Here is a 23,881-nt window from a genome sequence, read left to right on the forward strand (position 1 = left end):
CCCCTGTCTTATGCGTCAACCATAAGGCGAGGCAGGCATGGCGACGATTTCCGCGCGCAAGCGCATCTGGGGCTGGTTCTTTTTCGACTGGGCCAGCCAACCATACCACACGCTGCTGGTCACCTTTGTCTTTGGCCCCTATTTCGCCGGCATGGCGGCCGAGCATTTCGCCACGCTGGGACTGGACAGCGAGGCGGCGGGCGCCCGCGCCCAGTGCCTGTGGTCGTTGTGCCTGACCGTCACCGGCTTGCTGATCGGGTTCGGCGCGCCGATCCTGGGGGCGCTGGCCGACACCACCGGGCGGCGCATTCCCTGGATCGCGCTGTTTTCGCTGATGTATGTGGCGGGCGCGACGGCGCTTTGGTGGGCAACGCCCGGCGGCGCCGGGTTGTGGCTGGGTCTGTTCGCCTTTGGCCTGGGCTTTGTCGGAGCGGAATACGCGCTGATCTTCATCAATTCGCAGCTGCCCGATCTGGGTCCTGCCGACGAGATCGGCAAGATTTCGGGCTCGGGGTTTGCCTTTGGCTATGCCGGCGGGCTGATGGCGCTGGCGATCATGCTGCTGCTGTTTGTCGAACAGGCCAACGGCAAGACCCTGATCGGGCTGGACCCGGCCTTTGGCCTGGATGCCGGCCAGAAACAGGGTACGCGGTTCGTCGGACCGTTTACCGCACTGTGGTACGCACTGTTCATGATCCCGTATTTCCTGTGGGTGCGCGATACCCCGCGCACCGGTCCGCCGGGCAGCGTGGCAGAGGCCTTTGCCACGCTGGGGCGGCTGCTGGCCAGCCTGCGGCACCGGATCAGCCTGTCGGCCTATCTGGGCTCGTCGATGTTCTATCGCGACGCACTGAACGGGCTGTACGGGTTTGGCGGCGTCTATGCGCGGCTGGTGCTGGGCTGGGAAATCACCGCCATCGGCATTTTCGGCATCGTCGCGGTGTTGTCCTCGGCGCTGTTTTGCTGGATCGGCGGCGGTGCGGACAAACGGTTCGGGCCGAAACCGGTCATCGTCTTTTCGATCTGCATTCTGATGCTGGTCTGCCTGACCATCATCAGCATGTCGCGCAGCCAGATTTTCGGCGTGGCGCTGGCACCGGGATCGACCCTGCCGGACACGGTCTTTTTTGTCTGCGGCGTGTTGATCGGCGGGTTTGGCGGTGTCCTGCAATCCGCCAGCCGCAGCCTGATGGTGCGCCATTCCCACCCGGACGCCCCGACCGAGAGCTTTGGCCTTTACGGCCTGTCCGGCCGGGCGACCGCCTTTATGGCGCCGGCGCTGATCGGCCTGGTCACCACCTGGACCGGCAGCGCAAGGCTGGGAATTTCACCGGTGATTGCCCTGTTTATCACCGGCCTCATTTTGCTAATCTGGGTAAAAGCCGAAGGAGATCAGACCCGATGACCTTTTTGCGCCTTTCTGCCATTGTCCTGGGCCTTGCGCTGGCCCTGCCTCCCTCTGCCCCGCCCCTGTCCGCCGCGCCGCTGGCCAAGCAGCTCTTTGGCGCCGAGACCACGGCCAGCCGGCAATCGCCGGCCCCGTTCGGCAGCTATGCCAAGGGCTGCATGGCCGGGGCGGTACAACTGCCCGAGTCCGGACCCACCTGGCAAGCCATGCGCCTGTCGCGCAACCGAAATTGGGGCCAGCCCGAAACCATCGATTTCATCAAGGATCTCAGCCGGTTCGCCGCCCAGCAACCGGGCTGGACGGGCTTGTATATCGGCGATATCAGCCAACCGCGCGGCGGGCCGATGCTCTCGGGCCACCGCAGTCATCAGATCGGTCTGGATATCGATATCTGGATGCTGCCGACCTCGCGCCTGAACCTGTCCAAACGCACCCGCGAAAAAATTTCGTCAGTGTCGCTGCGCCGTGCCAAGGGCGCCTATGTCAACGACAATTGGAGCCGCGCGCATCACCGCATCATCCGCGAGGCCGCGATGGATCGCCGGGTGGCGCGGATCTTCGTCTTTCCCGGCGCCAAGGTGCAGATGTGCAAGGATGAAAAGGGCAACCGCAAATGGCTGCGCAAGGTGCGCCCCTGGTGGGGTCACCACTATCATTTCCACGTGCGGCTGGCCTGCCCGCGCGGCATGCGCGGCTGCATCGACCAGAACCCGCCGCCACGCGGCGACGGCTGCGCCGAGGCTCAGCAATGGGTCAACAACATCCTGAACCCGCCGCCGCCGAAACCCCGGGACCCCAAAGCCCCCAAGGCCAAGCCGCGCCGTGAATACGTGCTGGCCGATCTGCCCAGACAATGCGCCTCGGTCCTGCGCTCGGACTGATCGCGGCGCTGCTCGTGGCCAGCGCCCCGGCCCGGGCTGCCTGTCAACGGGCCGAACTGCTTGGCAGCTTTACCTGGGACCTGCCGCGCGACGGGTTCGGTGGGTTTTCCGGCCTCGAACTGTCCGGCGACGGGCAGCGGATGATTGCCATTACCGACCGCGCCCGCGTCGTCTTTGCCACGTTGCAGCGCCAGGCTGGCCGGATCACCGGCGTCGTGCCGCGACGTTGGGCGCGGCTGCGCGGCCAGAACGGCGCGTTGCTGATCGGTCATATCGTCGATTCCGAGGGGCTGGCCATCGCCCCGGATGACAGTCTGTTCATCTCGTTCGAGCGCGTGCACCGGGTGTCCCACTACGCCACCCCGACCACGGCCTCGCGCGGGCTGCACAGGGCCGCCGGGTTTCGCGACATGCCGCGCAATGGCGGTTTCGAGGCGCTGGCAATCGACGCGGCCGGCCGGCTGTTTGCCCTGCCCGAAGACGGGCAGGACGCCCAGGGGCGGATTCCGCTGTATCGCTGGCAGAACGGTGTCTGGAGCCAGCCCTTTGACCTGATCGGCGATGACCGTTTTCTGCCGGTCGGCGCCGATTTCGGCCCCGATGGGCGTTTTTATGTGCTCGAACGCGGCTATAATCTGTTCGGCTTTCGCAGCCGGGTCCGCAGTTGGCGCCTGAGCGAGACCGGCGCCCGCGATGAACGCTGCGAATTGCAGACGGCAACCGGCACCCATGACAATCTCGAAGGCCTGGCGATCTGGCGCGACGCAGGGGGCCGGCTGCGCCTGACGATGATCGCGGATGACAATTTCTTTTTCCTGCAGCGTACCGAACTGGTGGAATACGTATTGCAGGATGGGCAGGACGGGGTTGCGCATTCCGCCGTCAGCCGCTAGCAGGCACGCGCCCGCCGCTTGGCCGGGCCAAGTCGCCGCAACCTTGAAAAAACGGGCATCCGAAATGACGCGCGCACATCTTCCCGGCATTCTTGCCATGGCGGCCATCGTCATGGCCTCGAACATCCTCGTCCAGTTCCTGTTTGGCCAATGGCTGACCTGGGGCGCCTTTACCTATCCCCTGGCCTTTCTGGTCACCGACCTGATGAACCGCATCTATGGCGCCGGGCCGGCCCGCACGGTGGTCTTCATCGGTTTTCTGGTCGGCGTGTTCTGCTCGCTGGTCGGCACCCAGATCATCGGCGAATACGGTCCGCTGGTCACCTTTCGCATCGCCGTCGGTTCGGGTCTGGCCTTTCTGACCGCGCAATTGCTGGATGTGGGTATCTTTTCCGCCCTGCGCCGCCGAATCTGGTGGCAGGCACCGCTGGCCTCGACGCTGATCGGCTCTTCGGTGGACACGATATTGTTCTTTTCCATCGCCTTTTCCGCCCAACTGGCCTGGATCGAGCCGGGCAATGACGTGACCTGGGCCAACGAGGCGCTGCCGCTGTTGGGTCTTGGCCCGGTCGTCCCGCTGTGGGTCTCGCTGGCGCTGGCGGACTGGATGGTCAAGCTGACGCTGGCGCTGATCGCGCTGATCCCGTTCCGCCTGATCGTGCAGCGTTTCGATGCCACCTCGATCAGGCTGTGACGATTTCGCTTTGCGATTCGCCCGACCCGTGGCACGCTCGGGTCAGCATCAACAACGGAAAAGGAGGTGATCCAGTGTCGAGAAAGGTATTGGAGAGAGGTGTCGGAACGATCCGGGGGGCTGCCGGCTGAGGCAACCCTTGGCGGTTCACCCGCCCGGGACGATCTGGCAAAGGTCCGACTTCCGACCCTGCCTCCGAAGAACTTTCGAAAGGGCCGTCCGCATGATCGGGTGGCCCTTTTTCTGTCGGCCGCGACCCTGTATGCAGGACAGCATGCTGCGCGTGACCGATGATATCGAAATCCAGGACTGGGAACTGACCGAGCATTTCGTGCGCGCCTCGGGCCCCGGCGGGCAGAATGTCAACAAGGTGGCAACCGCCGTCGAGCTGCGGTTCGAAGCCGCCCGGTCCCCGTCGCTGCCCGGCCCGGTCAAGACGCGGCTGAAACGGCTGTCGGGGCGCCGCTGGACCCGCGACGGCGCGCTGGTCATTCAATGCGACGAGACCCGCAGCCAAGCGCGCAACCGCGATATTGCCCGGGACCGGCTGGCGGAACTGATCCGCCGGGCGCTGGTGGCACCGAAACGGCGCATTGCGACGAAACCCACCAAAGGCTCGGTGCGCCGCCGCCTGCAGGCGAAAAAGGCCCGCGGCGCGGTCAAGGCGCTGCGCGGTCCGGTGCCCGATGAATGATCCCGACGCGTGAGATTGTCCCGCCGTGGCGGGTGTTCTACGCTGCTTGCGAACAGATCGGTACGGAAAAGGGGCGGGCATGCGACTAGCGGGCAAGACGGCCATCGTCACAGGAGGCGCCTCGGGGTTTGGCGCCGGTATCGTGCGCAAATTCGTCGCCGAAGGCGCCCGGGTGATGATTGCCGATGTGAATGGCGATGCCGCCGCGGCCATGGCCGAGGAACTGGGGGCGCAGACGGTGGCGCAGACCGTCGATGTCAGTCAGGCCGCCTCCGTACAGGCCATGGCCGAAACCGCGCTGGCCGGCTTTGGCACGCTCGATATCCTGATCAACAATGCCGGCGTCACCCATCTGCCCGCGCCGCTCGAAGAGATTGGCGAGGGCGATTTCGACCGGGTCTTTCGGGTCAACATGAAATCGGTTTACCTGACGGCCCGCGCGCTGGTGCCGCACATGAAACAGCGCCGCCAGGGGGCAATCCTGAACGTCGCCTCGACCGCCGGGGTGTCGCCCCGCCCGAACCTGAACTGGTACAACGCGTCCAAGGGCTGGATGATCACCGCCACGCGCACCATGGCGGTGGAACTGGCGCCCTTTGGGGTGCGCGTCAACGCCATCAACCCGGTGGCCGGCGAGACGCCGCTGCTCAAGACCTTCATGGGCGAGGACACACCCGAAATGCGCGACAAATTCCTGGCGACGATCCCGCTGGGCCGGTTTTCCCAGCCGCAGGACATGGGCAACGCCGCCTGTTTTCTCTGCTCGGACGAGGCCAGCATGATCACCGGCGTCGCGCTCGAAGTCGATGGCGGGCGGTGCATCTGATGACCGGCCGTTTGATCCCGGCGCCTCTGCGCGCCCGCCTGCGGGCGCATAATCATCGAATGCGCGCATCGCGCGCGCCGCTGAACAGGACAGACCGATGATTCCCGGCCCCCGCAACCTGATCACCGACGTTCCCGGCCTGCGGGTCGGCAATGCCCAGGACGCTGCGCTGAAATCCGGCGTCACCGTGCTGACAGGGCAACGATCCCTGACCGGGTCCTACTGCGTCACGGGCGGTGCCCCCGGTACCCGCGAGACCGATCTGCTGGAACCCGACAAATCGGTGACGGGGATCGACGCTCTGGTGCTGTCGGGCGGCTCGACCTACGGACTGGACGCGGCCTCGGGCGTGGTTGCCGGGCTGCGCGATCAGGGCCGCGGCGTGCCCCTGATGCATCTGCGCATTCCGCTGGTCCCCGCCGCGATCCTGTTCGACCTGCTGAACGGCGGTAACAAGGACTGGCGCGACAACCCCTATCCGGCCCTGGGCCGCGCCGCGCTGGACAATGCCCGCGCCGATTTCGATCTCGGCAGTGTCGGCGCCGGCACCGGCGCACTGACCGGCATGCAAAAGGGCGGCTTGGGCTCGGCCTCGCTGGTTCTGGACAGCGGCATCACCGTCGGCGCGCTGATCGCCGCCAACCCGGTCGGCAGCGTCACCACGCCGGGAGGGCGGCATTTCTGGGCCGCACCGTTTGAGATCGACGGCGAGTTCGGCGGTCTGGGGCCCGATCCGCGCGCCGGTCTGGGCCGCAGTTTCGAAAGCCGCAAGGCCGGTGCCATGGCGCAATTGGCCAATACCGCCATCGGCATCGTGGCTACCGATGCCGCCCTGACCAAGGCCCAGGCCAAGCGCATCGCAACCGTGGCCCATGACGGCCTGGCGCGCGCCATCCTGCCGTCGCACCTGCCAAATGACGGTGATCTGATCTTTGCGGTGTCGACCAACGCGCGTCCGATGCAGATACCCGAGCAGGCGCTGCGCGAGATCGGCCATGCCGGCGCCCTGTGCATCGCCCGGGCGGTGGCCCGCGCGGTGTATCTGGCGCGGCCGGCCCCGGGCGATCTGTTGCCCTGCTGGTCGGACATGGACTTGCCAGAACCGCCCTGAGCGACTACCTACGCCGCGCGACTCAACCAACCCGAACGGATCGGCAGGCCCTCATGAGCAATCTCATCCCCGCATGGGTCGACGGCGTGTTGACGCCGGTCGACAAGCTGGCCGCGCATGTGCAGGGGTTGCGGCACCAGGCGGTTTCCGTCTTTGTGGTGCGCGGCGCCGACATCCTGATCCAGCGCCGCGCCCTCGGGAAATACCACACCCCCGGGCTGTGGGCGAACACCTGCTGTACCCATCCGTTGTGGCAAGAGTCCGCCGACACCTGCGCCCGGCGCCGCCTGCAACAGGAATTGGGCATCACCGGGCTGACTCCGGAATACCGCCAGCAGATCGAGTACCGCGCCGATGTCGGCGGCGGGCTGACCGAACATGAGGTCGTCGAGGTGTTTCTGGCCCATGCCCCGGCGGATCTGCACTTGGACTGCGACCCAGACGAGGTGATGGACACCCGCTGGATCAACTATGCGGATCTGCAGGCCGAGGTGGCCGGCGCGCCCGAACGGTTCACCCCCTGGCTGAAAATTTATCTGCGCGAGCACGCCGAAACCATCCTGGGAGCGGATATGCTGCAGTCGTGACAGGGCGGGGACTTGTGCCCGCCCGGTTCCGTTGGTTTTCTTGCGGCAGCGCAGAACAGGGATCGACTTATGACCGTATTGATTGCCGGCGGCGGCATAGCCGGGCTGACGCTGGGGCTGACGCTGCACCAGATCGGTGTGCCGTTTCGCATCTTTGAGGCCACGCGCGACATCCGCCCGCTGGGCGTGGGAATCAACCTGCAGCCCAACGCGGTGCGCGAATTGTTCGATCTCGGGCTGGCCGAAGGTCTGGACCGGATCGGCGTCCGGACCCGGCAATACGGGTTCTACTCGAAGCTCGGCCGGCGCATCTGGGAAGAACCCCGCGGCACCTGGGCCGGCTACAACTGGCCACAATACTCCGTGCATCGCGGCCATCTGCAGGTGCTGTTGCACGAAACGCTGATCGCACGGGCTGGCCCCGATTGCCTGCGCACGGGCCAGCGCGCCACCGGATTTGAAACCGCGCCGGAGCGCGCAACGCTGCGGTTGCCGGGCGGTGCGGCAGAACAGGGCAAACTGGTGATCGCCGCCGATGGCATCCATTCGACCCTGCGCGCCCAGATGGAACCGGACGAAGGCCCGCCGATCTGGAACGGTCGGGTGCTGTGGCGCGCCACCACGCAGGCACCGGCATTCTTTGGCGGCGGCGCGATGGCGATGATCGGCCATGACGCTCTGCGACTGGTGGCCTATCCGATCTCGGACCCCGATCCGCAGACCGGGCTGGCGACGATCAACTGGATCGCCGAAAAGCGCTTTGATCCGGACATCGGCTGGCGGCGCGAAGACTGGAACCGGGCCGCCGATATCGACGATTTCCTGCCGGATTTCCTGGACTGGCGGTTCGACTGGATCGACGTGCCGGCCCTGATACGCGGCGCCGCAGAAGTGTTCGAATACCCGATGGTCGACCGCGATCCGCTGCCGCAATGGACCCGGGGCCGGGTCACGCTGATGGGGGACGCCGCACACCCGACCTATCCGGTCGGCTCGAACGGGGCCAGCCAGGCGATTGTCGACGCCCGGATCATCGGCGCCGAACTGCGGCGCCATGGCCTGACTCCGGCCGCCCTGAACGCCTATGAGGACCGGGTGCGCCCGGTGACCACCGCCGTCGGCCGGGCCAATCGGGGCAACGGACCGGACGCCATCCTGCAGCGCGTCGAGGATCTGTGCGGCGGTGATTTCCGGGACATCGACGACATCATTCCGCATGCCGAGCTGGCCGCGCATGCGGAGAAATACAAATCGCTGGCGGGGTTTTCGATCGACGCGCTGAATGCCAGCCCGCCGATCATCGCGCCGGGGCCGGACAACGGCTGAGACCGCCGCGCGGCGGCGTCAGACGACCTGCATCGCCGCCGCCACCGCCTGCCGCCAGCGCGCGTAACGCGCGTCGCGCGTCGCCTCGGACAAAGCCGGTTCAAACCGCCGGTCCAATGCCCATGTCGCGGCGAACCCGGCCTGATCCGGATAGGCCCCGGCGCGCATCCCGGCCAGCCAGGCCACCCCCAGCGCCGTGGTTTCCTGCATCACCGGACGGTCCACCGGTGCACCCAGCAGATCCGCCAGGCTCTGCATGGTCCAGTTGCTGGCGCTCATGCCGCCATCGACTCGCAGTACGGTGTCGGCATCTGTCTGCCAATCCGCGCGCATCGCCCGATAGAGATCGCGGGTCTGAAAGGCGACGCTTTCCAGCGCTGCGCGGGCGAACTCGGCCGGGCCGGAATTGCGGGTCAGCCCAAAGACCGCGCCGCGGCAGTCAGGTGCCCAATAGGGTGCCCCCAGCCCGGTAAAGGCCGGAACGATCACCAGATCCTGCGCCGGGTCGGCCTGCCGCGCCAGCGCCCCGCTCTGATCGGCCCGTTCGATGAGGCCCAGCCCGTCGCGCAGCCATTGCACCACCGCGCCGGCGATAAAGATCGAACCCTCCAGCGCATAGCTGCGCTGTCCGTCCAGTTGATAGGCAATCGTGGTCAGCATCCGGTTTTCCGACATGACCGGGCTGTCCCCGGTGTTGAGCAGGGCAAAACAGCCGGTGCCATAGGTCGATTTCATCATCCCCGGTGCAAAACAGGCCTGTCCGATCGTCGCCGCCTGCTGGTCGCCGGCAACCCCCAGAATGGCCACCTGCCCCCCCGCCAGGTCGGCGTGGCCGAAATCGGCCGCACAGTCGCGCACCTCGGGCAGCATCGCCATGGGGATGTCCAGCAGATCGCAGATATTCGCGCTCCAGCCCCCCTTGTGAATGTCAAACAGCAGCGTGCGCGCCGCGTTGGTGGCGTCGGTGGCATGCACCCGCCCGCCGGTCAGGCGCCAGATCAGGAATGTGTCGATGGTGCCGAACAGCAGCTCGCCGCGCGCCGCCCGTTCGCGCGCGCCCTCGACATGGTCCAGCAGCCATTTCAGCTTGGTGCCCGAGAAATACGGGTCCAGCAACAACCCGGTCGCCGCACTGACCGCCGGCTCGTGCCCCTGGCTTTTCAACAGCGTACAGATTTCAGCGGTGCGCCGGTCCTGCCAGACGATGGCGTTGTGGATCGGCTGGCCGGTAGCGCGATCCCAGACCACCGTCGTTTCGCGCTGGTTGGTGATGCCGATACCGGCCAGATCGTCCGCTGCCACGTCGCAATCGCCCAGCACCTGACGGCAGACGGCAAGCGTGCTCTGCCAGATTTCTTCAGGGTCGTGTTCGACCCAACCCGCCTTGGGAAAGTGCTGGCGGAACTCCTGTTGCGCCACCCCGACCTTTTGCATCGCCCCGTCAAACAGGATCGCCCGTGTCGAGGTCGTTCCCTGATCTATAGCCAGAACATGCACCATGCGCGATCCTCCCCTGATCTGAACCTGCTTCTTGTCTAAACCGCCCGGGCCGATGCAGGCCAGTCCGGAACCGCACCGCATCGGGCAATAGACGCTTGTATATCCAAGCTTCTCGGCCAAGACTGGCGCGCGAATGTGCCGGAAAACGGCGCACGATGACCGACAGGGAGATTGCCAATGACTCGTTTCACCACGCTGGCTTTTGCCAGTGCCATGGCCGTTGCGGCCGGTTTAGGCGCCGCCAGGGCGCAAACGGACATCACGGTCGCGCTGCAGCTTGAGCCACCGCATCTGGACCCGACCAGTGCCGCCGCCGCGGCCATCGACGAGGTCGTCTACTCCAACATATTCGAGGGCCTGACGCGGTTCATGGGCGATGGCTCGGTGGTTCCGGGACTGGCGGAAAGCTGGGAAATCTCCGACGACGGCCTGGTCTATACCTTCAAGCTTCGCAGCGGCGTCACCTTTCACGACGGCACCACGATGGATGCTGAGGATGTGAAATTCAGCCTGGAGCGCGCCCGCGCCGAGGACAGCGTAAACGCACAAAAAGCGCTGTTTGCCGGCATCACCGATGTCACGGTCGTGGACCCGCTGACGGTAAAGATCACCCTTGGCGAACCCAACGGGTTGTTCCTGTTCAACATGGCCTGGGGTGATGCCGTTATCGTCGCCCCCGAAAGCATCGACTCGATAAAGACCACCCCCGTCGGCACTGGCGCGTTCAAATTCGCGAACTGGGTGCAGGGCGACAGGATCGAGATCGAACGGAACCCCGACTACTGGGGCACGCCGGCCAAACTGGACAAGGCCACGTTCAAGTACATCTCCGATCCCACCGCCGCCTTTGCCGCGGTGATGGCCGAGGACGTGGACGTCTTCTTCAGATTTCCCGCTTCCGAGAACCTGCCGCAATTCGAGGCCGACCCGCGGTTTCAGGTGCTGGTCGGCAGCACCGAGGGCGAAACCATCCTGTCCATCAACAACAAGCGGCCGCCCTTTGACGATGTCCGCGTCCGTCAAGCCGTCGCCCACGCCATCGACCGGCAGTCTGTCATCGATGGCGCGATGTTCGGATACGGCACACCGATCGGCACCCATTTCGCGCCACACCATCCGGCCTATGTCGATCTGACCGGCGACTCCGCGCATGACCCGGAAAAGGCCAAGGCGCTGCTGGCCGAAGCCGGGCTGGCCGAGGGGTTTGACACCACGCTGCACCTGCCGCCCCCGTCCTACGCGCGGCGCGGCGGCGAGATCATCGCAGCCCAGTTGGCCGCCGTCGGCATCAAGGCCGAAATCGTCAATGTCGAATGGGCACAATGGCTGGAAACCGTGTTTCGCGGCAAGGACTTTGGCCTGAGCATCGTCAGCCACACGGAACCCATGGATATCGGCATCTATGCCCGCCCGGAATACTACTTTCAGTATGACAGCCCGGCGTTTCAGGACCTGATGGCGGAATTGAACCGCACCTCTGATCCGGAGAGACGCCGCGAATTGCTGCATCAGGCGCAGACCATGATTTCGCGGGACTATGTCAACGGCTTCCTGTTCCAACTGGCCAATCCGATCGTTGCCAAGGCCGGCATCCAGGGATTGTGGACCAACGCCCCGACCCAGGCGACCGATCTGACCGCGGTCAGCTGGGCAGAATAAATGCCATCGCCCGGCGGGGTCTGATCTGCCGGGCGGTTGTGTTCAAACCGACATACTTTTGCGCCAGCCTGAAGGCGCGATCGAGTTTCAAAGCATTGCGTAAAAAGGGAGAAACACGTGAGAAAGACAATGATATCCACCGCCGCCCTGCTGATTGCGGCAGGCACGGCCAGCGCGCGCGAGGCCGCCGAGTGCGAGGCACTGCACAATACAGCGCTGGACGGTGGCTTTGTCACCTCGGCCAAGGTGGTTCCGGCCGATGACACCCTGCCCGCCTATTGCCAGGTCCGCGCCACCGCCCTGCCGGCGATCTCCATCGAGGTTCGCCTGCCGATGGAGGACTGGAACGGCAAGTATTATCAATCCGGCTGCGGCGGGTTCTGCGGCGTTCTGGGCCGGGCCGATGCGGGGCCGGGCTGGATCAACGCAATGCGCCCGGGCCTGCAGCGCGGCTATGCCACCGCGACCTCGGACAGTGGCCATCATGGCCTGTCGGTGGTCGATGCCGCCTGGGCCGAGGACAACCCGCATGCCGAACGCGACTGGGGCTGGCGCTCGATCGGCGAGACCCATCGCGTGGCGCAGGCGATGATCGGGGCGTTTTACGGCGGCGGCTCTGAACAGGCGATCTTTCAGGGCTGTTCGACCGGCGGGCGCATGGCGCATGTGGCGGCCCTGCGTTATCCCGAGATGTTCAACGGCATCATTTCCGGCGCCCCGGCGATGGCTTATCCCGGTCTGGTCGCGACCAAGATGAGCTGGCTGATGCAGGCCAATACCGACGAGACCGGCGCCTGGATCCTGAAACCCGGCAAGGACAAGCTGATCGGCGATGCGGTCATGGCCGCCTGTGACGGCATCGACGGCAGCGAGGACGGGCTGATCGCCGACCCGCGCCAGTGCCAGGCCGACCTGTCGGCCCTGCAATGCGAACAGGGCTCCGAGGGAGCCGAATGCCTGACCGAGGCCGAATTGCAGGTGATCGAGAAATGGCGGCAGGGGCCGCGCAACAGCGCCGGCGAACAGCTGTATCCCGGCGGCGTGCCCGCCGGGTCCGAACCGTTCTGGTGGCTGTGGCTGACCGGCAATGAAAAGGGCGCCGGCCGGCTGGTCAACGCCTTTACCACGGGCTTTACCGGTTACATGGCCTTTGAGGACGATCCCGGCACCGCCTGGTCGCCCGCCGATTTCGATTTTGACGCCGATCCGCAGCGCATGGCGCGGGCGGCCCAGGCCTATAACGGCGACGATCCCGACATTTCAGCCTTTCGCGCCGCCGGCGGCAAGATGATCGTCTGGCATGGCTGGGCCGACGCGATCGTGACACCCTTCAAGACCGTACAATGGTATGAGCAGGCCGCCGAGATCGCCGGGGGCGAAGAGGCGCTGAAGGAGAATGTCGCGCTGTTCATGATCCCGGGGCTGGACCATTGCGGCATCCTGCCCGGACCGGGCGGTATCTCGCAGGCGGCGCTGGATCCGCTGACTCCGCTCGAAGCCTGGCTGAACGACGGCACGCGCCCGGCGACGATCCGCGCCGAGCAATAGCACGACGACCGGGGCGTCCGCCCACAGGGCGCCCCTTTACCGGTTTGCACGCTGGACCCGCCCTGCCCCAGCCCCTAACGTGATGGGGATGCTGCGCTATTCGCTCAAACGCCTGCTCTCGCTGCTGATCAGCCTGGCCGTTGCCTCGCTGGTCATCTTTGTCGTGATCGAGGTGGCCCCCGGCGATCCCGCCAGTTTCATGCTGGGCATCAATGCACAACCCGATACCGTCGCTGCCCTGCGCGCCGAACTGGGTCTGGACGTGCCGAAATGGCAGCGCTACGGGGATTGGGTTGGCGGCATGCTGACCGGCGATTTCGGCACCTCTTATACCTATCGCACCCCCGTCGCCGAGATGATCGGCGACCGATTGTGGGTGTCGCTGCCGCTGGCGCTGTATGCGCTGACCCTGTCGACCCTCATGGCCTTTCCCGCCGGCATCTATGCCGCCGCGCGCCGTGGCCGCCCCGGCGACGTCGCGGTGATGGGCGCCACGCAACTGGGCATCGCCATCCCGAATTTCTGGTTTGCGATGATCCTGGTGCTGATCTTTGCCATCAATCTGCGCTGGTTCAGCGCCGGCGGCTTTGCCGGCTGGCAGGACGGGCTGTGGGCCGGGATGCGTTCGCTGACCCTGCCGGCCATCGCCCTGGCGCTGCCGCAGGCGGCGATCCTGGCGCGGGTCATGCGCTCGTCGCTGCTGGATGTGCTGGGCGAGGACTACATGCGCACCGCCCGCGCCAAGGGGCTGAGCCGGCGCCAGGCATTGTGGCGGCACGGGGTGCGCAATGCGTTGATCCCGGTGCTGACCATTATCGGGCTGCAATTCTCGTTCCTGCTGGCCGGGTCGATCATTATCGAGCAGGTGTTCTATCTGCCGGGGCTGGGCCGGCTGGTGTTCCAGTCGATCAGTTCGCGCGATCTGATCGTGGTGGAAAGCGTGGTGATGCTGCTGGTCTTCTCGGTGATCCTGGTGAATTTCCTGGTCGACCTGGCCTATGCGCTGGTCGATCCCCGCCTTCGGAGCCGGACATGAACCGCAACCTGCTGATCGGTGGCCTGCTGTCCTCGCTGGTGGTGGTGGCGGCGCTGCTGTCCTTTGTCTGGACCCCCTATGACCATGCCGCCCTGGACATCCCGGCCAAGCTGCGCCCGCCGGACCGGGCGCATTGGTTCGGCACCGACCATTTCGGCCGCGACATCCTGAGCATGATCATGGTCGGTGCGCGCACCTCGATCGCGGTGGCGCTGGTGGCCGTGGGCATCGGCATGGCGCTGGGAGTGCCGCTGGGTCTGACGGCCGCGGCGCGCAAAGGATCCTGGCTGGACGAGTTGATCATGCGCGGCAACGATCTGATCTTTGCTTTTCCCAGCCTGGTCATCGCCATCCTGATCACCGCCGTGTTCGGCGCCGGCGCGGTCAACGCGATCATCGCCATCGGCATTTTCAACATCCCGGTCTTTGCCCGTATCACCCGCGGCGGGGCGCTGTCCCTGTGGCAGCGCGATTTCGTCCTGGCCGCGCGGGTCGCCGGCAAATCCGGCGCCCGCATCTCGGTCGAGCATATCCTGCCCAATGTCGCCAACCTGCTGATCGTGCAAAGCACCATCCAGTTCAGCCTGGGCATTCTCGCCGAGGCCGGTCTGTCCTATGTCGGGCTGGGGGCGCAGCCGCCGGTGCCCAGCTGGGGCCGGATGCTGGCCGATGCCCAGACCATGGTCAGCTTTGCACCGCATCTGGCGCTGATTCCGGGCCTCGCGATCATCCTGACGGTGCTGGGCCTGAACCTGATGGGCGACGGTCTGCGCGACCATCTGGACCCGCGGCTGCGGGTCAGCCGCTCATGAGCCTGCTGGCGATCCGCGGCCTGTCCCTGTCGATCCGGGACACGCCCATCCTGAAATCGGTGTCACTGACCGTGGCCCCCGGCGAGATCGTCGCCGTCACCGGCGAAAGCGGATCCGGCAAATCGATGACCGCGCTGGCGGTGATGCGGCTGTTGCCCGACCAGGCCGACGCCGCCGGCCGGATCACCCTGGACGGCACCGACATTCTGGAGGCCGGCGAATCGCAGATGTGCGGCCTGCGCGGCCGCGCGGTGGGCATGGTCTTTCAGGAACCGATGACGGCGCTGAACCCGGTGCGATCGATCGGCGATCAGGTGGCCGAGACCATATTGGTGCATGGCGCGATGTCCGCCCGGGCCGCGCGCGCCCGGGCGCGCGAGATGCTGGACCGCGTCGGCCTGCCCGCCGACCGCTTTCCGCTGGGCCGCTATCCACACGAGCTGTCCGGCGGCCAGCGCCAGCGGGTGGTGATCGCCATGGCCATCGCCCTGCGCCCGAAACTGCTGATCGCGGACGAGCCGACCACGGCGCTGGACGTGACCACCCAGGCGCAGATTCTGGACCTGCTGAAGGGGCTGGTGGCGGATTTCGGTATGGGCCTGTTGATGATCACCCACGATCTGGCGGTTGTTGCCGACATGGCCGACCGCATCGTCGTCATGCGCCACGGCGCCGTGGTCGAATCCGGCCCGACGCAGAGCCTGCTGACCCAGATGCGTCACCCCTATACGCGCATGCTGTTTCAGGCCTCTGCCCATCGGGTGGCGCTGCCCGAGGCGCCCCCGCCCGCACCGCTGCTGCAGGTGCGCGACGTCGTGCGCGACTATCGCCTGCCCCGCACCCGGCTGCTGCACGATCCTGGCCATTTCCGCGCCGTGGACCGGGTCAGCTTTACCCTGAACCGCGGCGAGCGGCTGGGGCTGGTGGGCGAGTCGGGCTGCGGAAAATCCACGCTGACCCGGGCGCTGCTGGGGCTGGAACCGGTGCAGCAGGGCCAGATCCTGCTGGACGGCGCGCCAGTCTATGCCGGGCACAGGCCGAACCTGGCGGTGCGGCGCCGGATGCAGGTGGTGTTTCAGGATCCGTTCGGCAGTTTCAACCCGCGCCACCGGGTCGACCGTCTGATCACCGAGCCGTTCCACCTGCTGACGGATCCGCCCACCGGCGCTGCGCGGCGTGCCGCCATCGCCGAAGCGCTGGCCGCGGTCGGCCTGCACCCCCAAGACGCGCTGAAATACATCCACGAGTTTTCCGGCGGCCAGCGCCAGCGCATCGCCATTGCCCGGGCGCTGATCGTGCGCCCGGACCTGATCCTGTTTGACGAGGCGGTCAGCGCGCTGGACGTCTCGGTGCGGGCACAGATCCTCGATCTGCTGGCCGAGCTTTGCGATACCTATGACCTGACCTATCTGTTCATCAGCCACGATCTGAGCGTCGTGCGCACCGTGACCGACCGGGTTCTGGTGATGCAGGCGGGCCGGATCGTCGAGGCCGGCGACACCGAGGACGTGTTCACCAACCCGCAGCATCCCTATACGCAGGCGCTGATCGCCGCCGCTCCGCGCCTGCCCGATCTTGACGCCCTGCAACGGAGCCAACCGCATGTCTGATCTTCTCTGGTTCGATCCCTCTTTGTGCCTGATCGGCGGCCAGTGGCGCCCGGCCTGCGAGGGCCGGACCCTGCCGCTGATCAACCCCTCGGACGGCAGCACGATCTGCCGCATCGCCGGTGGAACCGATGCCGATATCGACTCCGCTGTGCAGGCCGCGCAAGGCGCACGCGAGGGCGACTGGGGCCGCATGAGCGCGACCGAACGCGGTCGCATCCTGACCCGGATCGGACAATTGGTGCTGGACCGCGTCGACGCATTGGCGCGGATCGAGGCGACAGATGTGGGCAAGCCGCTGACACAGGCCCGCGCCGACGCCGTCGCTCTGGCCCGCTATATGGAATTCTATGGCGGCGCGGCGGACAAGGTGATGGGCGAGACCATCCCCTATCTGCCCGGTTATACCGTCTATACCCTGCGCGAACCGCATGGGGTCACGGGCCATATCGTGCCCTGGAACTATCCCATGCAGATCATCGGGCGTTCGGTCGGGGCGGCACTGGCAATGGGCAATGCCGCGGTGCTGAAACCCGCCGAAGAGGCCTGTCTGACGGCGCTGGGTTTTGCCGATATCGCACGCGAGGCCGGTCTGCCCGCCGGGGCGCTGAACGTGGTGCCGGGCTTGGGAGCCGAGGCCGGGGCGGCGCTGGCGGGGCATGCGGCTGTGCAGCATGTCAGCTTTACCGGCTCGGTCGGCACCGGCGCAAAGGTCCAGATGGCCGCCGCACGCAACGTGGTGCCGGTGACGCTGGAACTGGGCGGGAAATCGCCGCAGCTGGTCTTTGACGATGCCGATATCGACGCGGCTCTGCCGTTTCTGGTCAATGCCGGCATCCAGAACGCCGGTCAGACCTGTTCCGCCAGTTCGCGCATTCTGGTGCAGCGCGGCGTCTATGATGCGGTGCGCGAGCACATGGCCGCCGCCTATGACGAACTGACCGTCGGCCCGGCGCTGCAGGACCTGCGGTTGGGGCCGCTGATTTCGGATCGGCAAAAGGACATCGTCACCGGCTATCTGGACATCGGCGGAGGTCTGGCGGTGGCGGGGCGCGGCCGCATCGTCGGCGACGCCCCGTCACGCGGCGCCTATGTCGCGCCGACCCTGTTTGCCGACGTGCCGCCGGACCACATGTTGGCCCGGGACGAGATTTTCGGCCCGGTGCAGGTGCTGATCCCGTTTGACACCGAGGAAACGGCCCTGCGTATCGCCAACAGCACCGACTATGGGCTGGTCGCCGGCGTCTGGACCAGCGATGGCGCGCGGCAGATGCGCCTGGCGCGGGGGTTGCGGTCAGGACAGGTGTTCATCAACAATTACGGCGCCGGCGGCGGCGTCGAACTGCCCTTTGGCGGCGTCGGCAAGTCCGGGCACGGGCGGGAAAAGGGGTTCGAGGCGCTGTACGGGTTCTCGCAGCTCAAGACCGTCGCCGCGTTGCACGGCTGATCCCAAGGGCGATCAGGCGCGCGCCAGCTCGCGCTTTAGTTTCTGCATCTTGCGGGTGATCATCTGCCGCTTCAGCGGTTTCAGATAGTCGATGAACAGCTTGCCGTTCAAATGGTCGATCTCGTGCTGCACGCAGGTCGCCCACAGCCCGTCAAACGCGGCCTTTTGCGGGTTGCCCTGCTGGTCGATCCAGGCGACTTCGACCTCGGCGGGGCGGGTCACCTCGGCATATTGTTCGGGGATCGACAGGCAGCCCTCTTCATAAACGCTCAGCGCGTCCGAGGCGGCCACGATTTCCGGGTTGAACATCACGGTCGGGCGCGGCGCGGCGCCTTCTTCCTTGACGCAATCCATCACGATCAGCCGTTCCAGCACCCCGACCTGGGGCGCGGCCAGTCCGATGCCCGGCGCGTCATACATGGTTTCCAGCATGTCCTCGGCCAACTGGCTCAGGTCACCGGTAATATCGGTCACCGGGGCACAGACCTTTTTCAGGCGCGGGTCGGGATGGATCAGGATCGGACGTTTCATGCAAGATCATGTAGGCGATCACCGGGCACACCGCAACGCCCCCTTGCACGTCCGTCGATTCCGACTAGCTTGCCGGTCCAGCACAGGAGAGTCCCATGACCTTTGACGACCCGATCGACCGCCGCGGCACGCAGTCCAGCAAATGGGACAAGATGCAGGCGCTCTACGGCATCTCGCCGGATGACGGGCTGGCCATGTGGACCGCGGATTCCGACTATCGCACGGCGCCCTGCGTGATCCGGGCGGTGCGCGAGGCGGCCGATCACGGCGTGTTCGGCTATTCCTGGCAATACCCGGAATATTTCGCCGCCATCCAGTGGTGGATGCAGAACCGGCATGGCTGGCAGGTCGACCGGAAATGGATTCTGACGTCGCAGGGCCTGGGAAACGCCATCGCGCTGTGTCTGGATGTCTATAGCGACCCGGGCGACGGCGTGCTGATCTTTTCGCCGGTCTACCACGAATTTGCGATGAAGATTAAAAATGCCGGGCGCACCCTGATAGAATCGCCGCTGCGGCGCCGGGGCGACAGCTATGAGCTGGACCTGGCCGATGCCCAGAGCCGCCTGACCGGTCGGGAAAAAATCATGTTGTTCTGCTCGCCGCAGAACCCGTCGGGGCGTATCTGGACGACCGAGGAACTGCGCGACGTGGCCGCCTTTGCCGCCCGCAACGACCTGATCCTGGTTTCGGACGAAGTGCATCACGATCTGGTCTATGCCGGCCAGCATTTCGTGCCGATGGATATTGCGGCACCGGACCACCGCGGCCAAGCGGTCTATCTGACCGCACCGTCCAAGACATTCAACATCGCCGGGCAGCGCACCGGCAACATGATCATTCCCGACCCGGACCTGCGCGCGGCGATGAAACAGCGGCTGGTGGCGCTGGACTATTCCCCCAGCGCGCTGGGGATCAGCATGATCACCGCCGCCTACAGTCCCGAGGGGGCGCGCTGGGTCGATGCGCAGATCGCCCATCTCGACGGCAACCGGCGGCTGTTTGACGCCGCGATCAACGCCATTCCGGGGCTGTGGTCGATGCCCTTGCAATCGACCTATCTGGCCTGGGTCGATTTTTCCGGCACCGGCATGAGTCCGGACGAGGTCGCCACGCGCATCCGCGACGATGCGCGGATCGCGGTGTCGCCCGGCCCCGGATTCGGTGCTGGCGGCGAGACCTTTCAGCGGTTCAACCTGGCGACGCAGCGCTGGCGCGTGCAAGAAGCCTGCAACCGGATGCAGGCCGCCTTTGCCGACCTGCAATAGCGCCGCCGCCCATCGCCTGCACCCTGCGGTCAGTCGCGCGGCAACAATCCGGCCGGGGCATCCGGTGCACGGTAATGGTCCAGCGGCGCCTTGTCGCTGGCTGCGGTGTTGCGTTTGAATTCATAGCGCTGTTCGCCGGCGTCGGAATCCGAGGCGATGATCAGGCATTGATATAGATGCCGCCCGCCATCATACAGATCGACCAGCCCACGCAGAGCCGGCACGGTTTCCGCCTCGACGGAAAACCCGCCCTGCCACAGGCGCAGCACCGTGTAAAATCTATCCCCGACCTGAACCCGCAAGCGGCTGGTCTTTTTCAATCCGGCCAGCCGGGCCGCGTTCAGCTGTGTGCGGATATCGTCCGAAATAAAGGTCGACATGTCGCGTTTCTCCCCCAAGTCATGCCCCTAGGGTGGCGCAAAAAAGACCGTGAAATCAAGCGACAGTTCTGTGACGCCACGTTAGGACCCGGCCTTTCACGCCGCCTTTGCCGCCCGCTTGCGGTCAGATGTGCAACCATGCAGGGTCTTTGCGCGCGCCCGACCCATTGCAGCCGCGCCATAACCGCCTAACCTTTGATCCGTAACCAATCGGAGGTAAGGCATGGGATTGTTGATCGACGGCGTATGGCACGATCAGGGCTATGACACCAAATCCACCGGCGGCAAGTTCGAACGCAGCGCTTCGGTGTTCCGCAACTGGGTCACTCCGGACGGTCGCCCCGGCCCGTCGGGTCAGGGCGGTTTCGCCGCCGAATCCGGGCGCTATCACCTCTATGTCAGCTATGCCTGCCCCTGGGCGCATCGCACGCTGATCTTTCGCCGCCTCAAGGGGCTAGAGGATCATATCAGCCTGTCGGTGGTGCATCCCGACATGCTGGACAAGGGCTGGACCTTTCAGACCGACGCGCAGGGCGCCACGGGCGACACGCTGCACGGACTGGACTATCTGCACCAGATCTATACCCGGGCTGACCCCGTCTATTCCGGGCGCGTCACGGTCCCGGTTCTGTGGGACAAGAAACAGGACACCATCGTGTCGAACGAAAGTGCCGAGATCATCCGCATGTTCAATTCGGCCTTTGACGGGGTGACCGGCAATACCGACGATTATTGGCCCGCTCCCATGCGAGCCGCCATCGAAACCGTGAACACGCGCGTCTATGACACCGTCAACAACGGTGTCTACAAATCCGGGTTCGCCACCAGCCAGGCCGCCTATGACACCGCCGTAACGGCTCTGTTTGACAGTCTCGACTGGCTCGAGGACTGCTTGTCAGACCGCCGCTATCTGATGGGCGCGCGGCTGACCGAGGCGGATTGGCGCCTGTTCACGACGCTGGTGCGGTTTGATTCCGTCTATCATCTGCATTTCAAATGCAACCGGGCGCGGCTGATCGACTATCCCAATCTCTGGGCCTATACGCGCGATCTGTACCAGCATCCCGGCGTCGCCGGCACGGTGAACATGGCGCATATCGTGCGCCACTATCACTATAGCCATCACACCATCAATCCGCACCGGATCATCCCGATCAACCCGCGGCTGGATTTTCTGGCCGCGCATGACCGCGATCAGCGCGGCACCGCGTAATGTTCGACCATCGCCGCCAGATCCTCTGGCGGCGTTTCACTTTGCACATAGGCACAAGCGTTGGGCGAATGGGCAAAGATCGATCCGTCGGAAAAGAAACTGGTATTGGTGACAAAGATAACCCGCGCATCGGGCCGGCGATAGCTGGCGAAATCCGCCACCGCCAGGGCGCTGCCCTGATCCAGGATGAGGTCCAGCACGATGATCTCGAATTCGGCGGAATAAAGTGCCGTGATCGCGGCCTCTTGACTGTTGACCAATGTGACCTTGGCGCCATGTCGCTCCAGGTGGCGCCGCCAAATCAGCCCAAGCTCGGGCCGGCTTTCAACAATGAGCACATTCATAATAATATCCGGGCACGAATTGCCGTTAGTGTGTGCCTCTCCCCGTTGTTCTGATCTGCCCATACTATTAACAAAACCTTAACGAATGCCTAAGCGCGCCCGAGGCAGGATAACAACCTTGTGTAACAGGCAGAATTCCGCTTGAACGAAGGCAGATTTACGCAGCGATGAACAAAAATCCGCCAATGCCCGAACCAGATGAACAAAAGCGACCTCTGACGCGGGATCATGGCGGCGGGCTGGACGCGGCGATCGCGGACTATGGCGGTGCGCGGGCGGACTGGCTGGATCTGTCGACGGGAATCAACCCGGTGCCGTATCCTTTGCCGCCGTTTTCGGCGCAGGACTGGACCGCGCTGCCGGACCGGGCCGCCCATCAGGCGATATGTACAGCCGCGCGGGCATTCTGGGCGGTGCCCGAGGGAGCGGCGATCCTGCCCGCGCCCGGCGCTTCGGCGCTGATTGCCCGCCTGCCGGCGCTGCGCCCGGCCGGGCGCGTGCGAATCGACATGCCCACCTATAACGAACACGCCGCCGCCTTTGCCGCTCAGGGCTGGCAGGTTGCCGGCACGGGTCCGGCACAGGCCCGCGTGCTGGTACATCCGAACAACCCCGACGGGCGGCTGTGGCAGGCCCAGGACGCCGATGCCGCGCTGACGGTGATCGACGAAAGCTTTTGCGACGTCACGCCCGATTCCAGCCTGATCCGTCTGGCAACACGGCCCGGCTGTATCGTGCTCAAGAGTTTCGGCAAGTTCTGGGGGCTGGCCGGGACACGGCTGGGCTTTGCCATCGCCGCGCCGGCAGAGATCGACCGGCTGGCCGAAATGCTGGGCCCCTGGCCGGTCTCGGGACCGGCCCTGCGTGTGGGCGCCGCGGCCCTGCGCGACCGTAATTGGGCCGAGGCCACCCGCGACCGGCTGCGTCAGGACACCGCCCGCCTGGACCGCGCGGTGTTGGCGCGGGGCGCCGAGCTGGCCGGCGGTACCGACCTCTTTCGTCTCTATCGCGTCGACGATGCCACCGCCTGGCAGAGCCGACTGGCGCACCGGCATATCTGGACACGCATCTTTCCCTATTCCGATCGCTATCTGCGGCTGGGCCTGCCCCCCGCCGACGGCTGGGCGCGGCTGCTGGACGCCTTGTGAGCACGGCCCTGCCCCTGGCTGCAGCCTTGCTGCTGGACGCGGTTTTTGGCGAGCCGCGCTGGCTGTGGGCGCGCGTGCCGCACCCGGCGGTGCTGATGGGGCGCGCGGTGGACACGCTGGATCGCGGGCTGAACCGCGGCGGCGCCCGCCGGCTGAAAGGTCTGTGCGCCCTGTTGATCCTGGCGGCGGCAGCCTGGGCAACGGGCTGGCTGCTGTCGCTGGGCGGACCGCTGGCCGAGATCGCCAGCGCCGCCATCCTGCTGGCGCAGAAATCGCTGGTGCAGCATGTCCGCGCTGTCGCCGATGCGCTGCGCCTGTCTGCGGGCGACGCGCGTCAGGCGGTGGCGATGATCGTCAGTCGCGATTGCCGCGACATGTCCGGGCCAGAGATCGCGCGTGCGGCCATCGAAAGTGCGGCCGAGAATCTCAGCGACGGCGTGGTCGCGCCGGTCTTTTGGTTCCTGTTGGCCGGGCTGCCGGGGCTGTGCGTCTACAAGATCGTCAATACGGCCGACAGCATGATCGGCTATCGCACCCCCCGGCACGCCCGGTTCGGATGGGCAGCGGCGCGCTGTGACGATCTGCTGAACCTGATCCCGGCACGCCTGACAGCTCTGGCCATCGCCGGGGTGGCCCGCCGGATCGCAGATTGGCCGGCCATCGCCGCCGACGCGCGCCGGCATCGCTCGCCCAATGCCGGCTGGCCCGAGGCCGCTATCGCACGGGCGCTGGACCTGGCACTGGCCGGCCCGCGCAGCTATGATGGCGCAATGCAACAACTGGCCTGGGTCAACGGCGATGCCCGCCGCCAGATTGGTGCCGACGACATCGACGCCGCAGTCGGTATACTGTGGCGGGTCTGGGCGCTGGGTCTGACCACGCTGTGCGGGCTGGCCGCGCTGACGGTCGCCGTGTCGAACTGACGCGTAAAACCGCCCCGGGGGGCGTGTGGGCACCGCTGCCAAGCG

The 23,881-nt window shown here is 65.9% G+C and carries 23 protein-coding genes; 19 read left to right on the forward strand and 4 right to left on the reverse strand.

Going from position 1 to position 23,881, the window contains the following annotated elements; all coding sequences use genetic code 11:
- The first annotated feature begins 37 nt into the window (after positions 1-37).
- The 9 genes from ACFMPD_RS13400 (at position 38) to ACFMPD_RS13440 (ending at position 8,420) form a co-directional block, all read left to right on the forward strand.
- Positions 38-1,405, forward strand: coding sequence for an MFS transporter (locus tag ACFMPD_RS13400; protein ID WP_380995231.1), 1,368 nt, complete (start codon positions 38-40; stop codon positions 1,403-1,405).
- On the forward strand, positions 1,402-2,289 hold the full coding sequence (gene mepA / locus ACFMPD_RS13405) for a penicillin-insensitive murein endopeptidase (protein WP_380995234.1): 888 nt from the start codon (positions 1,402-1,404) through the stop codon (positions 2,287-2,289). The genes ACFMPD_RS13400 and mepA overlap by 4 nt, the downstream gene beginning before the upstream one ends.
- Positions 2,262-3,182 (forward strand): esterase-like activity of phytase family protein, encoded by a 921-nt coding sequence (locus ACFMPD_RS13410; RefSeq protein ID WP_380995237.1) that lies wholly within the window; start codon positions 2,262-2,264, stop codon positions 3,180-3,182. Before mepA ends, ACFMPD_RS13410 begins: the two co-directional genes overlap by 28 nt.
- A 64-nt stretch (positions 3,183-3,246) precedes the next feature.
- Complete coding sequence (locus tag ACFMPD_RS13415) at positions 3,247-3,876, forward strand: queuosine precursor transporter (RefSeq protein ID WP_380995240.1); 630 nt, start codon at positions 3,247-3,249, stop codon at positions 3,874-3,876.
- A gap of 274 nt (positions 3,877-4,150) precedes the next feature.
- On the forward strand, positions 4,151-4,570 hold the full coding sequence (gene arfB / locus ACFMPD_RS13420) for an alternative ribosome rescue aminoacyl-tRNA hydrolase ArfB (RefSeq protein ID WP_380995378.1): 420 nt from the start codon (positions 4,151-4,153) through the stop codon (positions 4,568-4,570).
- Positions 4,571-4,649: 79 nt separating this feature from the next.
- A complete protein-coding gene (locus ACFMPD_RS13425; RefSeq protein WP_380995242.1) occupies positions 4,650-5,396 on the forward strand; it encodes an SDR family oxidoreductase in 747 nt (248 codons plus the stop codon).
- A 97-nt stretch (positions 5,397-5,493) separates the two neighbouring features.
- Entirely contained in the window at positions 5,494-6,507 is a 1,014-nt protein-coding gene (locus ACFMPD_RS13430; protein ID WP_380995244.1) for a P1 family peptidase, read from the forward strand.
- A gap of 53 nt (positions 6,508-6,560) precedes the next feature.
- A complete protein-coding gene (gene idi / locus ACFMPD_RS13435; protein ID WP_380995247.1) occupies positions 6,561-7,094 on the forward strand; it encodes an isopentenyl-diphosphate Delta-isomerase in 534 nt (177 codons plus the stop codon).
- Between the two features lie 69 nt (positions 7,095-7,163).
- The gene (locus ACFMPD_RS13440; RefSeq protein WP_380995249.1) at positions 7,164-8,420 is read left to right on the forward strand and encodes a flavin-dependent oxidoreductase; all 1,257 of its coding nucleotides are present in this window, start codon (positions 7,164-7,166) and stop codon (positions 8,418-8,420) included.
- 18 nt (positions 8,421-8,438) lie between these two features.
- Here ACFMPD_RS13440 and glpK read toward each other — a convergent pair whose 3' ends face one another.
- Positions 8,439-9,920 carry a glycerol kinase GlpK gene (gene glpK, locus ACFMPD_RS13445; RefSeq protein ID WP_380995252.1) on the reverse strand — a complete coding sequence of 494 codons (1,482 nt, stop codon included), beginning with the start codon at positions 9,918-9,920 and terminating at the stop codon, positions 8,439-8,441.
- 177 nt (positions 9,921-10,097) lie between these two features.
- Between glpK and ACFMPD_RS13450 the strand changes: the two genes are divergently transcribed.
- From ACFMPD_RS13450 to ACFMPD_RS13475, 6 genes are all read left to right on the forward strand, one after another.
- Positions 10,098-11,579 carry an ABC transporter substrate-binding protein gene (locus ACFMPD_RS13450; protein ID WP_380995254.1) on the forward strand — a complete coding sequence of 494 codons (1,482 nt, stop codon included), beginning with the start codon at positions 10,098-10,100 and terminating at the stop codon, positions 11,577-11,579.
- A 117-nt stretch (positions 11,580-11,696) separates the two neighbouring features.
- Positions 11,697-13,127, forward strand: coding sequence for a tannase/feruloyl esterase family alpha/beta hydrolase (locus ACFMPD_RS13455; protein ID WP_380995257.1), 1,431 nt, complete (start codon positions 11,697-11,699; stop codon positions 13,125-13,127).
- 88 nt (positions 13,128-13,215) lie between these two features.
- Positions 13,216-14,163: an ABC transporter permease gene (locus ACFMPD_RS13460; RefSeq protein ID WP_380995381.1), complete on the forward strand. Its 948-nt coding sequence runs from the start codon at positions 13,216-13,218 to the stop codon at positions 14,161-14,163.
- Complete coding sequence (locus ACFMPD_RS13465) at positions 14,160-14,975, forward strand: ABC transporter permease (protein WP_380995260.1); 816 nt, start codon at positions 14,160-14,162, stop codon at positions 14,973-14,975. The genes ACFMPD_RS13460 and ACFMPD_RS13465 overlap by 4 nt, the downstream gene beginning before the upstream one ends.
- On the forward strand, positions 14,972-16,585 hold the full coding sequence (locus ACFMPD_RS13470; protein WP_380995262.1) for an ABC transporter ATP-binding protein: 1,614 nt from the start codon (positions 14,972-14,974) through the stop codon (positions 16,583-16,585). Before ACFMPD_RS13465 ends, ACFMPD_RS13470 begins: the two co-directional genes overlap by 4 nt.
- Positions 16,578-18,029 carry an aldehyde dehydrogenase family protein gene (locus tag ACFMPD_RS13475; RefSeq protein ID WP_380995265.1) on the forward strand — a complete coding sequence of 484 codons (1,452 nt, stop codon included), beginning with the start codon at positions 16,578-16,580 and terminating at the stop codon, positions 18,027-18,029. The genes ACFMPD_RS13470 and ACFMPD_RS13475 overlap by 8 nt, the downstream gene beginning before the upstream one ends.
- Before the next feature lie 12 nt (positions 18,030-18,041).
- Here ACFMPD_RS13475 and def read toward each other — a convergent pair whose 3' ends face one another.
- Positions 18,042-18,560 (reverse strand): peptide deformylase, encoded by a 519-nt coding sequence (gene def / locus ACFMPD_RS13480; protein WP_380995268.1) that lies wholly within the window; start codon positions 18,558-18,560, stop codon positions 18,042-18,044.
- A 95-nt stretch (positions 18,561-18,655) separates the two neighbouring features.
- Here def and ACFMPD_RS13485 point away from each other — a divergent pair, with 95 nt between their 5' ends.
- Positions 18,656-19,828, forward strand: coding sequence for a MalY/PatB family protein (locus ACFMPD_RS13485; protein WP_380995270.1), 1,173 nt, complete (start codon positions 18,656-18,658; stop codon positions 19,826-19,828).
- A 29-nt stretch (positions 19,829-19,857) separates the two neighbouring features.
- Here ACFMPD_RS13485 and ACFMPD_RS13490 read toward each other — a convergent pair whose 3' ends face one another.
- Entirely contained in the window at positions 19,858-20,208 is a 351-nt protein-coding gene (locus tag ACFMPD_RS13490; RefSeq protein ID WP_380995273.1) for a hypothetical protein, read from the reverse strand.
- 223 nt (positions 20,209-20,431) lie between these two features.
- Between ACFMPD_RS13490 and ACFMPD_RS13495 the strand changes: the two genes are divergently transcribed.
- Positions 20,432-21,421: a glutathione S-transferase family protein gene (locus ACFMPD_RS13495; RefSeq protein ID WP_380995276.1), complete on the forward strand. Its 990-nt coding sequence runs from the start codon at positions 20,432-20,434 to the stop codon at positions 21,419-21,421.
- On the opposite strand, the gene ACFMPD_RS13500 is transcribed toward ACFMPD_RS13495, so the two are convergent.
- Complete coding sequence (locus ACFMPD_RS13500; RefSeq protein ID WP_380995279.1) at positions 21,403-21,765, reverse strand: response regulator transcription factor; 363 nt, start codon at positions 21,763-21,765, stop codon at positions 21,403-21,405. The genes ACFMPD_RS13495 and ACFMPD_RS13500 overlap by 19 nt on opposite strands.
- A 185-nt stretch (positions 21,766-21,950) precedes the next feature.
- Between ACFMPD_RS13500 and cobD the strand changes: the two genes are divergently transcribed.
- Both cobD and cbiB read left to right on the forward strand, forming a co-directional pair.
- Positions 21,951-22,913: a threonine-phosphate decarboxylase CobD gene (gene cobD, locus ACFMPD_RS13505; RefSeq protein ID WP_380995282.1), complete on the forward strand. Its 963-nt coding sequence runs from the start codon at positions 21,951-21,953 to the stop codon at positions 22,911-22,913.
- Complete coding sequence (gene cbiB, locus ACFMPD_RS13510; protein WP_380995285.1) at positions 22,910-23,836, forward strand: adenosylcobinamide-phosphate synthase CbiB; 927 nt, start codon at positions 22,910-22,912, stop codon at positions 23,834-23,836. The genes cobD and cbiB overlap by 4 nt, the downstream gene beginning before the upstream one ends.
- Positions 23,837-23,881: the final 45 nt, after the last annotated feature.

The sequence above is a fragment of the Sedimentitalea sediminis genome (assembly GCF_042687825.1).
In the GTDB taxonomy this organism is placed as follows: Bacteria; Pseudomonadota; Alphaproteobacteria; order Rhodobacterales; family Rhodobacteraceae; genus Sedimentitalea.